The sequence below is a fragment of the uncultured Chloroflexus sp. genome (assembly GCF_938091255.1).
Classification (GTDB): domain Bacteria; phylum Chloroflexota; class Chloroflexia; order Chloroflexales; family Chloroflexaceae; genus Chloroflexus.
This window is the reverse complement of record NZ_CALLJH010000003.1, coordinates 1-12,306: the sequence shown is the minus strand read 5'-3', so window position 1 is coordinate 12,306 and position 12,306 is coordinate 1. Positions and strand designations below refer to the sequence as shown.

Sequence of the window (12,306 nt, the reverse complement as noted above, 5' to 3'; positions counted from 1 at the left end):
AGCCAGACAGTCGTCCGGCTCTACTGCGTTACCATGCTCGATAGAGATGACGCTCACCGCGTTGCACTTCGGCGATTCGGCGCGCGCTGCCGGTGTCAACCCCGGCGGGCAAACGGTCGGGGTGAAAAAATTGGGCATCACAGATCTCGATGTCACCGCGGGGCGGCGCCGGCGGGCCATCAGCCACTGCGGTGAAGACGATCACGTAATCGCTGAGACCATTGGCGAGATAGTGGAACACACCATGGAGACCAGTCACCGTCACCGGGCAGCCGCTCTCTTCGAGCGCCTCGCGGCGGGCCGCTTCCGCCGGCGCTTCACCGCGATCGATCGCGCCGCCGGGCAGACCCCACGGTTTCGCCCCACCCCGGTGACGTACCAGCAAAAATTCATCGCCGCGCTGCACGATCACCCGCACCCCAATTGCGCGTGGGCGGAAGATAATACCTTGCGCCAACCGCAAGCGGATGAAGAGATTATATGCTCCGGTGAGGATGATTTCGCGCAAGGGGTGGATCATGGCCGCTGTTAACCCTGTCGCTTCAGCCGCTGGATCGTTCCACCGATCGCAAACGCATCATAGCACGGGCATATCTTGGCCGCAAATCGGCGTCGTGAGGGCTGTTGTGGCGTGAGCAGTGAGGGCAATACCCGGCCTGCGCATGTTCGGATATATTCCTTTAGGCAAGGGTCCCATGGAGATATGCCGCTGCAATGAGGAAAATATCCCCATCCGTATCTCTGCCAAAATACACAAGACAAATGGAGGGTTGCTGTGGTTTGATGAGTGAAGCTGTTAATCTTCCTTCGTCTCGGCAGGAGGAACTATGACCTTTGCCTACAACCAACAGCAATGGAATGCCTTAGGCCAGCTTGATCCGTTCTGGGCAATGACCGGCATATCCGGTTGGGAATTAGCCGACTTCTTTCAAACTGGCCGGCATCAGATAGCACAGTTGCATGAAGAGATGCAACGTCTCGGTTATCCGCGTCGGTTTCAGCGTGTACTCGATTTCGGTTGCGGGATCGGGCGAGTGGCGCCGGCCCTGTGCGAGCATTTCGCTGAGTATATCGGTCTTGATGTCGCCGAGAGCCTTATTTGCAAAGCGCGCGAGCTGCACCGCGATTTGGCCAATGCTCAGTTTCTGGTCAATACGACCAGCTGGCTCGAACTGCCAGACAATAGCATCGATTTGATCTTTTCTTTCGGCGTCTTCCAACACATTCCCGATCGGCAAGCGATTCTGAACTTGTTAAGCGAATTTGCGCGGGTTTTAGCGCCGGGTGGGTTAATCTTTACGAACGTTTGCCACCACATACACTGGTTATACCGCTTGCAACTACGGCGTCGCGCCTACACAATTCTGAAGCGCTTAGGTTTTCCTGATCACGCGCTCTATTACCGCTTAAAGCTGTACCCGCAATCGGTTCACGCAATTCCGCTTCGCCTTTGGTATGGGCATTTGCAAACGCTCCCCTTGCAAGTGCGCGTGATGCGCCCGCAGTCAGCGCTCGATGCGCCGCACCAGTTATGGGAATATGCGCTAACCAAGTGAAGAGATTTCATAGAGAACACTAATACACAACTAATCTTTTTCTAATCATTACCGTCTATCTTCCCGAAAGTGAGCGGATCTCCGCGGCAGATTCTACAGTTGCCATCACAAGGGGAGGTAGACGATGCGCGCATTTCGCAACATCAGCTTGCTCGTGATGTTAGCGCTGATCGCCCTCGTGGGCGCAGCGCCAGCGCTGGCCCAAGAGAACCAGCGTGATCTCTTCTTTTACACTCGTTACCCCGCCCAAGAAGCCACCGTTGGCGATGTTGTCACTTTCAAACTCACGCTCGGCACCGATACGACACCGCAGATTGTGCGCCTCGGCATGCGTGAAGCACCGAGCGGTTGGAATATCACCTTCCGCGGCGACGGGCGTGTGATCCAGTCAGCCTACATTGAGCCGAATAACAACGCGACTTTTGATCTGCGCATCGAGCCGCCATCAGATGTGAAGGCCGGTTCGTATCGGATGGTGGCGGTAGCGACTGGGGTGAACCAAGAGGTGACGTTGCCGATCGAGTTGACGCTGAAGGCCAAGACGGTGAACCCCGCTGGTCTTACCTTCAAGGTCGATCTACCGACATTGCGCGGTTCGCCTTCAACCACCTTCCGCTACAACGTTACACTTAAGAACGAGAGCAGTGAAGAGGTGCCAGTAAGCTTGCTGGCTGAAGTGCCGCGCGGTTTCCAAGTTGATTTCAAGTTGTCGGGCCAAAGCATTACCAGCGTGCCGTTTGGCCCCAACGAGTCAAAGAGCCTTAGTGTGGAAGTGCGTGCGTTGAATCCTGACGTACCCGCTGGCACCTACGAAATCGGTATTCTGGCGCGTGGCGGTGATGTGCAAGCGACGACCCGTCTCGTGGCCGATATTACCGGTCAACCGCAATTGGTGCTGACAACCCCCGATGGCCGGCTTTCTGGTGAAGCACGTATTGGCGAAAAGACTGATGTGAAGTTGGTGATACGCAACACCGGCTCTGCACCGGCGCGTAATATCGAACTGAGCGCCTCACCACCGATTGGCTGGACGGTCGAATTTGAGCCGAAGCAGATCCCTGAGCTAGCCAATGGCCAACTGGTCGAAGTCACTGCGAAGGTACAGCCGTCGAATCAGGCAATTGCCGGTGATTACCTCGTTACCTTCACGGCCCGCCCGGCTGATGCAGCGGTTGCCACCAGCGAATTCCGGTTTACGGTGTTGACCTCAACGATTTGGGGGTTAGTTGGGATTGCCCTGATTGCGGTGGCGGTGGTTGGCGTTGGCGTGGCGGTGATGCGGTTTGGCCGCCGGTAATGTAAAGCCGCACGTCGTGTGTTTCTACCACGATAACAGGGGAAACGATTATGACCGACGTGGTGATTGAATGCCGTGATTTGACCAAACAATACGGCACGTTTATCGCCGTCGATCACCTCAACCTGACCGTGCGCAAGGGCGAAATTTTCGGCCTGTTGGGGCCGAATGGCGCTGGCAAGACCACTACCATTCTGATGCTGCTGGGCTTGACCGAGCCGACCGGCGGGAGTGTGCGGGTGTTAGGCCTTGACCCGGCCCGCCAGCCGCTTAGCGTCAAGGCGCGGGTTGGTTATCTGCCCGACCAAGTCGGTTTCTACGACAACTTGACCGCGCGCGAGAATCTCAATTACATCGCCAAGCTTAATGGTATGCGCGAGCCAGAGATGAGCAAGCGCATCAACGAGGCGCTTGCTCAGGTTGGGTTGAGCAACGTGGCCGATCGGCGGGTTAAGACCTTCTCGCGCGGTATGCGCCAGCGGTTGGGGGTGGCCGAGATTTTGATCAAGCAGCCGCAGCTAATCATCATGGACGAGCCGACGCTGGCGCTTGACCCGGAAGCGGTGCGCGAATTTCTCGATCTCATCCGCCAGCTCAAGGCGAGCGGCATTACCATCTTGCTCTCGTCGCACCTATTACAACAGGTGCAGGCGGTTTGCGATCGGGTCGGTCTCTTCCACCAAGGGCGCATGGTGCTGGAAGGCACAGTCGGCGAGTTGGCCCAGCGCGTGCTTGGTGGCGCCTACCGCATCCACGTTGAGGCTGAGGGTGGCGATGCGGTGGCGGCGGCGTTGCACGCCTTGCCCGATGTGGTAAAAGTGTCAGCGAACGGCTCCCAATACAACGTCGAAGCGCGTGCCGATCTGCGCGCCGAGATTGCCCGCAAGGTGATCGAGGCAGGTGGTAAGTTGCTGGGTCTGAGCGTAGACACGCCCAGCCTCGATGAGGTGTACGCGCGCTACTTCCAGAAAGGAGCGGCCTATGCAGCACGCGCGTAGCATAGCACCCGCGCGCCAGCGCGAAGGTTCGCCGTGGACGGGGTTGTGGGCGGTGGTGGCCAAAGAGATGGCCGATTATCTGACCAGCGCCCGCATGATGATCCTTGAAGCGCTGATCTTGCTCACCGCTTTTGGCACCGTCTATGCCGCGTCACAGAATCTGCGCGCTGGCGCTGGCACTAGCGATGATTTCCTCTTCTTGCGCCTTTTTACCACGGCCCGCGAGCCGCTGCCGGCCTTTGTCGGTTTCCTTGGCTTGCTGGTACCGTTGCTAGCGATTGCGCTGGCGTTCGACTCGATCAATGGCGAGTTCAACCAGCGCACGCTCTCGAAGGTGCTGGCGCAGCCGATCTACCGCGATGCCCTGCTGTTGGGTAAATTCTTGGCCGGTTTGGGCACGCTGGCTTTGGCCCTGACCGCGATCTGGCTCCTGATCATCGGCATGGGCTTGCTGCAACTGGGGGTGCCGCCGAGCAGCGAAGAGACGGTGCGCATGCTGTGGTTCTTGCTGATCACCATCTTCTACGGCGGAATTTGGTTGGCACTGGCGATGCTCTTCTCGATCATCTTTCGCCAGCCGGCCACGGCGGCGCTAGCCGCGATTGCCGTCTGGCTCTTCTTTACCGTCTTCTGGGGCATTATCGCCAGCCTGTTGGCTCGTACCTTGCAACCGGTGCCACCGGGTGATACTCAAGCGTTGATCAACCAAATTCAACTGGAACTGCTGCTCACTCGGCTATCGCCAAATACTCTCTTCTCGGAGGTGGCGCTGGCGATGCTCAACCCGGCAGTGCGCGCCTTGGGGATTGTTCTGCCCATCCAGTTGCACAACGCCATCCCCGGCACACCATTGCCGGCTGGGCAGAGCATCTTGCTGACGTGGCCGCACGCCACCGGCCTGATCGCGGCGACAATCGTGCTGTTCGCTATCGGCTATATCCTCTTTCAACGCCAAGAGGTGCGGGCGTAATTGCCGGTAGGGGCGAATTATTATTCGCCCCTCCCATCCTTCGCCCCCTACTCTCCCCACACTGATATTCCCCACAATTTCCCCAATCGTCGTACAATACAGATAGCTATTGTCGGGTTCTGCCTTGCACAAGGAGAGATAGGCAGCGATGAACAATGTATTGGCGATTGCGCTGGGGGCGGCGATTGGCGCCAACCTCCGCTACGGCATTGGGTTGTGGGCAGCCCAACGCTTCGGCACGGCGTGGCCATACGGCACCCTCATCATCAACCTGCTCGGTTGTCTGCTGATTGGCGTGTTGCTGACCCTCACCGCTAACCGGCTGACCCTCAGCGAACCGGTACGATTGATGTTGGTGACGGGTTTGCTTGGCGGGTTCACTACCTTCTCGACGTTTGGCTACGAGAGCTTTACGCTATTCAATGCCGGCAATTGGCTGGCGGCATTGGGGTATGTCGGCGGGAGTGTGGTGGGCGGTCTGATCGCCGTGGTCGTTGGAGTCGGGCTTGGGCGATGGATCGGCGGGTAAATGGTTTGGTGTAGGATAGTCGGTGAGGGCAACGCCTAGTGTCGCCCTTGCCTCCTTGAGAGGAGGTCTCCAATGGAGCAGGCCGTGACGCAGCAGCTCTGGATCTATATTGATGAAGGCGATAGTCAGCAAGGTCGCACGATCGCCTCACGGATTGTCGATACGCTGCGGGCCGCTGGTGCGCCGGGAGTGACGGTCTTACGCGGTGTAGGAGGTTATGGCACCCATGGCGTTTTCCATAGCGACTTGCTGGTCGATATTCCTAGCCGGCTGCCGCTGATCATCACCTGCATCGACCGCAGCGATCGCTTGCAACGAGTATTGCCTAAGCTGAGCGAGTTGGTGCAAGAGGGGTTGATCGTGCTCTCGCCGGTGCTCGTTGTGAAAGTGGGCCGGCGCGCCGGCGGGATTTTTCCTTCTCACCTGACTGTCGCCGATGTGATGAATCACGATGTGGTCTCAGTGACGGTTGATACGCCGGTCGGCGAGTTGGTGCGGCTGCTGCTCGAACGCGGCTTGCGAGCGATGCCAGTCGTGGATGGGCAGCGCAAGGTAGTAGGGATTGTTACCGATGCCGATTTGTTGCAACGCGGGGTGAGCCAGTTGCCGCTGCACTTGCAGCAGTTGCTGCCGGGTGATGAACGAGCGGCGCAATTGGCCGCAATTGCAACCCGTCCTGAACGGGCGGTCGACGTGATGACGCCGAACCCCCGTACTATCGCGGCGACTGCTTCGTTAACACAAGCGGCATTGCTCATGGCCGAGCATGATCACAAACGGTTGCCGGTCGTTAATGGCGAGGGGCAGTTGGTAGGGATTGTCAGTAGGTCAGACATCTTGCAGACAGTAGCGAATAACTTTGCGGTGAGTCCTGAAACGGCACCTACCGGCTTGAATGCCGCCAAGACGGTTGGTGAAGTGATGGTGCGTGACGTGCCAACCGTTACTCCTGAAACATCGTTGATCGAGACGCTCGATCGGGTTTTATCGACGCCGCGCCGACGCGCAGTGGTGATCGACAATGAACGGCGCGTCATTGGCATCATCAGCGATGGCGACATTCTGCGCCGGGCAATGCGACCGGTGGCGCCGGGCTTGTTGCAACGCTTCGCCATCTGGATCGGAGGCGGCGCTCGCCCGCCTGAGTTAGAGCTGGCGCTCAAGAATCACACCGCGGCTGATGTGATGACAAGCCCTGTGATAACAGTGACACCAGATACCCCAATTACAACTGCGGTTGAGCAGACGATCACGCACCGGATCAAACGCTTGCCGGTGGTTGATAATGAAGGCCGGTTGGTAGGGATGGTTGGGCGAGCTGCATTGTTGGGGGCATTATTAGGCAGCAGCCAGTAAGGGAAACGGGAGGGGTGCAGCATTGCTGCACCCCTCTTGGTGTTCTCTATGCCAATGCGGGGCTTTCTTCAACCTTCTCTTGATCGATTTCGCGCTGTGAGCGCAACCGCAGTTGATCCTCGCACGTATCGACGATCACGGTATCGCCATCTTGGAACTGCCCAGAGAGCAACCCCTCGGCCAACGGGTCTTCGATCAGACTAGTGATCACCCGCCGGAGCGGTCGCGCGCCGAAGGCTGGGTCGTAGCCGCGGCGGGCAAGGAACTCAAGCGCGTCAGGCTGCACGACTAGCTTGATCTGGTGCTCATCGAGCTGCGTCTGCACGCGCTTGAGCATCAGTTGGGTGATCGACTGAATCTCCTCGCTGGTCAGCGGATGGAAGATGATCGTCGCGTCGATGCGGTTGAGGAACTCAGGCCGGAAAAGCATTCTGAGCGCCTCATCAACCTTACGCCGCATATCCATCTGGTCGATCTCGTTAGCATTGCCGCCGAAGCCAATCCGTGACGCACGGCGGATGTGCTCGGTGCCGACGTTGCTGGTCATGATGATGATCGTGTTGCGGAAGTCAACCCGTCGGCCCTTGCCATCGGTCAGGTGGCCGTCTTCGAGCACTTGTAGCAAGAGGTTGAAGGCATCGGGGTGCGCCTTCTCGATCTCGTCAAACAGCACCACACTGTACGGCTTGCGGCGGACAGCGTCGGTCAGTTGGCCACCTTCGCCATAGCCGATATAGCCGGGCGGCGAGCCGACCAGCCGTGAGGTGGTGTGGCGCTCTTGGAACTCGGACATATCGATCTTGATGAGCGCCTCTTCGGTGCCGAACATAAACTCGGCCAGCGCCTTGGCCAGCTCGGTCTTGCCGACGCCGGTGGGGCCAAGGAAGATAAAGCTCCCAATCGGGCGCTTGGGGTCTTTGAGACCGGCGCGCGCGCGGCGCACCGCCTTCGAGATGGTGACAATCGCCTCGTGCTGGCCAACGATCCGGCTATGGAGAAACTCCTCCATATGCATGAGGCGCTGGGTTTCGTTGCCGGTCAAGCGCGTCACCGGTACACCCGTCCACATCCCGACCACTTCTGCGATGTCCTCTTCGGTCACGTAAGGTCGGTCGTAGCGTTCATCGCTGCGGGTGCCAAGTTCGGCTTCAATCTCTTGGATGCGCTGGAGCATACGCTCTTCGCGCTCGCGCAGATTGTCGGCCAGCTCAAGCTGCTGATCCTCTAGTGCCGCCTCGCGCTCTTTGCGCAGGGCTTCAAGGCCGCGCAGCGCATCACGTAGGCGCGGCGGGGTCGCCGAGCGATACATACGCACGCGTGAAGCCGCCTCGTCAATCAAGTCAATGGCCTTATCGGGCAATTGCCGATCAGGTACGTACCGGGCCGACAACACCGCCGCAGCACGGATCGCCTCGTCGCTGATTTGCAACTGGTGAAAATCCTCATAGCGCGACTTGATCCCGCGCAAAATCTGGATCGTATCCTCAATCGACGGCTCATCGACCATGACCGGCTGGAAGCGCCGTTCGAGGGCGGCGTCGCGCTCGATATACTTGCGATACTCATCGAGCGTGGTGGCGCCGATTGTCTGCAACTCGCCGCGCGAAAGGGCCGGCTTGAGAATATTAGCCGCGTCGAGCGTCCCTTCGGCGCCGCCGGCGCCGATAATGGTATGGAACTCATCGATAAAGAGGATGCAGCGCGACTCTTTGATCTCGTCGATCACCCTCTTTAGCCGCTCTTCAAACTGGCCGCGGTATTTTGTGCCGGCAACCAAAGCACCCATATCGAGGGTTACCACCCGCTTGCCCTTGATACTATCGGGCACATCGCCTTGGACAATCCGCTGCGCCAACCCCTCGACGATTGCCGTCTTACCGACACCGGGTTCACCGATCAGGGCCGGATTATTCTTGGTTCGGCGCGAGAGAATCTGGATCACGCGCTCGATCTCGTGCTGGCGGCCAATAATTGGATCGAGCCGGCCCTGTTCGGCCATCTCGGTCAGATCGGTGCCGAGTGCATCGAGGTATGGCGTCTTCGACTGGCGCTGAGCCGGCGGCGTGCCGGGCGCAGCCGCAGCGCGCGTTTCACTGCTGGCGCCGGCGGTGCCGTGGCGCAGCGTGCGCATCACCTGATTGCGCACCTGCTCGAGCGACACACCCAGAATATCGAGCACGCCGGTGGCGACGCCTTCGCCATTGCGCACCAACCCTAGCAACAAATGCTCAGTTCCAATATAGTGATGGTTGAGGCGATTAGCCTCTTCAATCGCGTACTTAATCACCTTCTGGGCGCGGGCCGTCAGCTCTTGGTCAGTGACCATCGTGCTCTCGCCGGGGCCAACAATAAATTCAACTGCGCTGCGCGCCTGTGGCAGCTTCACTCCCAGCTCATCAAGCACGCGGGCCGCGATTCCTTCGCTCTCGCGGATCAGCCCTAGCAAAATATGCTCGGTGCCGATGTATGGATGGTTAAACGCGCGCGCCTCTTCGGCGGCTAATTGCAGCACCTGCTTGGCACGCTTGGTAAATTTGCTGTACAGATCAGACATACTCTTCTCCACCTGCTAGACTGGAGGAAACGACTATTGGGCCTGACAGACCGGGGAATACGAATATTGCCCTCTCTTGCCATTGTTGCTGGTTGAGAGCGCCATCTCGACCAAGCAACGGCAGGAGCTAGCCATCATCCTCCGCTTCTGCGCCGCTCTCGGACGGCTCGTGTTGGAGCCGCAGACTCAATCCCATCCGCTTCCGCGCCGGATCGATCCGGATAATCCGGGCCTGCACCACTTGCCCTTCACTCAACACCTCGCGAGGGTGTTGGATCCGCTCGTCACCCATCTCCGAAATGTGGATGAGACCCTCCACCCCATCCTCGATGCGGGCAAAAGCACCGAACGAGGTGAGTTGAGTGATCGTCCCTTCGACGATCTGGCCTAACTGATACCGCTCGGCTACCTTCGTCCATGGCTCGCTCTGCGTGCGCTTGATCGACAACGCGATCCGCTTGCGCTCGTGATCGATGCTCAGGATCGACACCTTCACCTTGCTGCCGACCTTAAGCACCTCGGCGGGGTGTTTCACCCGCGACCACGAAATCTCGGAGAGGTGAACGAGGCCATCGGCGCCGCCAATATCAACGAAGGCACCAAAATCGCACACCGACGAGACGATGCCTTCGCGTACATCGCCCTCGCGCAGTGACGACAGCAACTCATCCTTCTTCGACTCGCGGGTTTCAGCGAGCGCCTGCCGTTCCGACAAGATCAGGCGGTTGCGGTTACGATTAATCTCGATGACCTTCAGCGGCAATTCGACATTAACCAGCCGGGCCATTTCGGATTGCTTCTGCGTTTCCGAGCTGCGGCTGATGCTCGACACTTGTGACGCAGGCACAAACCCGCGCACGCCGTCGAGATCGACCAGCAGGCCGCCCTTGTTGTAGTTCTTGACGCGGGCGTATATGATCTCACCCCGCTCGTAACATTCTTGCAACGCGCGCCAGCTCTTCTCTTGCCGAGCTTTGTCGATCGACAGGATCGCGCGGCCTTCTTTGTCTTCCGATTGGACGACGAAGACAAGGACCGGATCACCCACCTTCAGCGCAGCGCGATCCTCTTCACTGAGCGTCTGCATCTCGCGGCTAGGGATGACGCCTTCGGCTTTGGCGCCAATATCGACGAGGATTTCGTCGCGGTCGATCCGCATAATCCGCCCATCAACTGTATCGCCGTGTTTGAGGTTGCGATAAGAATGAGCGGGATCGCGCAGAATCTCCTCCATAAGCGCCTGATCGCCGCGATCGAGCAGATCGTTTAGATCAGGTTGGCGAGCTTCGTCGTGATCGTTTGAATTATTGCCGACATGATTCAACTCTTCCATGAAAGATCCCTGCGCAGAAGCGGCGGCGCGCCATTCGACGGGGCTTGGTCGGAGCGATACGTAGCAATATTATACGCCGGGCAGATTTAAAACGCAAGGATCATGATACTATTCCGCTTTCTGATGCAGGTAGGTATCGTCGAGTGTGAGGGCGTAACTGCGCGCTGGCGTGGTGAAGCGCACCGCGCTAAGCGGGAGTAGGCCGGCGCTGCGGAGGGAAAAATAGGCCTCTTCGGCACAAATGAGGGTGCCGGGCGTGGTTTGATGGATGAGGATCGCGGCTTGTTCAAGCGGTTCGCCGATCGTGTGCAGCCCGATTAGCGGCACCACTGCTACCCGCCCACGACCACTGCTCAGGGCCATCGGCGGTACAGGCAAGCCGGCGGCTTCAGCGCGGGCAATGATGCTGGTTGCCGCTGTAACGGCGTTCCGTAACGGATCGGCTTCGATAGTAAGAGCACCGAAGATAAGCAGAACATAGCTGTCGCACCACTGGAGTAAGGCCTGTTGGCGCTCGACCGGCTCGCTGATCAGATGGGTCCGTGCTCGCAGTTCGTCAAGTTCGTCGGCAATATAAAGCTGGCCGACTGCCAAGACGGCGATGGCCGCGTCGCGTCCACTGACTGGCGGGTGCAGGTCGAGTGGATTGATCTGGCGCAGCGCCGGTTGGGCCGGCTGGAGGCGTTGCAGGTGATGCTCAGTGCGCGATTGTTGCAAAAGCCGGTTGACCGCATGGCAAACTTCACCCCATGCGCCAGTTCCAACTTCGAGTTTGGTGTCAAGGGGTGTGTGGTGGAGACGATGGGCTAGGGCGCGCATCGCGCGCGCGAGCCGGTAGCGTTCCCAGAGTAGCGCGAGCACGCAGCCGGCTAAGGCGATGAGTGCAAGCGCAGGCGCAACAAACGCACTGGTTAACGCACATATGCCGAGTATCACGATCAGCGATGTAGTTGGCGCATACATCCAGCGGCCCATCATTTACCCCGTTTTCCCCGCCTTGACTAGCGTTGGGTGCAGGGTACCATAGAGGCTGAAGTATGCAGATTGTGCGTAGATTACAGATTGGCGAATGCTTGCTCGTTCCTAACGTGGCATAGCGAGCCGGGCGGAGCGCGGCGACGCAATCCCCGGCGAGTACGGAAGCTGCTCGCTCAGGCACAGGTGCCGCTGAAGCGGAAGATTGCTTCGGTCGGGCACCACCCTGCTGCGCTGGGTAGCGCCACTTTCTCGCCATGACATTGGCATGCGCCGGCGCAATGTTCGGCGGAGCGTGAAGCGACGAGGAAGCTGACAGGCTAGAGCCTGTTATGCACTTCAGAGATAAACGTGGGATGCGTTCAGCATGACACGTAACCCCTCTCCACGCGATGGGAGCGATGAGGAGTGGGCCCTCGTCGCTCTCTCCCTGACCAGCAGACCAACGACGCCCCGTAGCGCAACCACGCGCTGCGCGAGGTCGTGAACGGATGGCGCTGGATCGTCCGCACGGGAGGAGAGACGTTGCATTGCAACGTCTCTCCAACTCACCGATCTGCCGCCGTGCTCCACCATCTCGCAGTAGAGACGGTGCATTGCACCGTCTCTACTGAAGGCCGGGGTCGGTGCGCCGCTCGGCCATAACCTACACGCGCCGGTGCGCGCCATCGCAGGGCGCGCGCCGGTGCCGCGCGCACGATGCCATCGACCCTAGAATGCGGCGCGCGCGCCAGCGAT

At 59.1% G+C, this 12,306-nt stretch carries 10 protein-coding genes; 6 read left to right on the top strand and 4 right to left on the bottom strand.

The features are described 5' to 3' along the window. Positions 1–28: 28 nt before the first annotated feature. Complete coding sequence (locus tag Q1A00_RS01705) at positions 29–520, bottom strand: NUDIX domain-containing protein (RefSeq protein WP_298404236.1); 492 nt, start codon at positions 518–520, stop codon at positions 29–31. A gap of 307 nt (positions 521–827) precedes the next feature. Between Q1A00_RS01705 and Q1A00_RS01700 the strand changes: the two genes are divergently transcribed. The 6 genes from Q1A00_RS01700 to Q1A00_RS01675 all read left to right on the top strand — a co-directional run bounded on the left by Q1A00_RS01700 (position 828) and on the right by Q1A00_RS01675 (position 6,706). Next, positions 828–1,556, top strand: coding sequence for a class I SAM-dependent methyltransferase (locus Q1A00_RS01700; protein ID WP_299754957.1), 729 nt, complete (start codon positions 828–830; stop codon positions 1,554–1,556). A 124-nt stretch (positions 1,557–1,680) separates the two neighbouring features. Then, entirely contained in the window at positions 1,681–2,853 is a 1,173-nt protein-coding gene (locus tag Q1A00_RS01695; protein WP_299754954.1) for an NEW3 domain-containing protein, read from the top strand. Between the two features lie 50 nt (positions 2,854–2,903). Continuing rightward, positions 2,904–3,851 carry an ABC transporter ATP-binding protein gene (locus tag Q1A00_RS01690; RefSeq protein ID WP_298404241.1) on the top strand — a complete coding sequence of 316 codons (948 nt, stop codon included), beginning with the start codon at positions 2,904–2,906 and terminating at the stop codon, positions 3,849–3,851. Further along, the gene (locus Q1A00_RS01685) at positions 3,835–4,821 is read left to right on the top strand and encodes an ABC transporter permease (RefSeq protein ID WP_298404243.1); all 987 of its coding nucleotides are present in this window, start codon (positions 3,835–3,837) and stop codon (positions 4,819–4,821) included. Before Q1A00_RS01690 ends, Q1A00_RS01685 begins: the two co-directional genes overlap by 17 nt. A gap of 148 nt (positions 4,822–4,969) precedes the next feature. Further along, the gene (crcB, locus tag Q1A00_RS01680; protein ID WP_298404245.1) at positions 4,970–5,350 is read left to right on the top strand and encodes a fluoride efflux transporter CrcB; all 381 of its coding nucleotides are present in this window, start codon (positions 4,970–4,972) and stop codon (positions 5,348–5,350) included. A 72-nt stretch (positions 5,351–5,422) separates the two neighbouring features. Further along, complete coding sequence (locus tag Q1A00_RS01675) at positions 5,423–6,706, top strand: DUF190 domain-containing protein (RefSeq protein ID WP_298404246.1); 1,284 nt, start codon at positions 5,423–5,425, stop codon at positions 6,704–6,706. 46 nt (positions 6,707–6,752) lie between these two features. On the opposite strand, the gene Q1A00_RS01670 is transcribed toward Q1A00_RS01675, so the two are convergent. The 3 genes from Q1A00_RS01670 to Q1A00_RS01660 all read right to left on the bottom strand — a co-directional run bounded on the left by Q1A00_RS01670 (position 6,753) and on the right by Q1A00_RS01660 (position 11,571). Further along, entirely contained in the window at positions 6,753–9,260 is a 2,508-nt protein-coding gene (locus tag Q1A00_RS01670) for an ATP-dependent Clp protease ATP-binding subunit (RefSeq protein ID WP_298404248.1), read from the bottom strand. Positions 9,261–9,387: 127 nt separating this feature from the next. Then, positions 9,388–10,593 (bottom strand): 30S ribosomal protein S1, encoded by a 1,206-nt coding sequence (gene rpsA / locus Q1A00_RS01665; RefSeq protein ID WP_298404250.1) that lies wholly within the window; start codon positions 10,591–10,593, stop codon positions 9,388–9,390. A 108-nt stretch (positions 10,594–10,701) separates the two neighbouring features. After that, positions 10,702–11,571 carry a phosphate regulon sensor protein PhoR gene (locus Q1A00_RS01660; protein WP_298490482.1) on the bottom strand — a complete coding sequence of 290 codons (870 nt, stop codon included), beginning with the start codon at positions 11,569–11,571 and terminating at the stop codon, positions 10,702–10,704. Positions 11,572–12,306 lie beyond the last annotated feature (735 nt).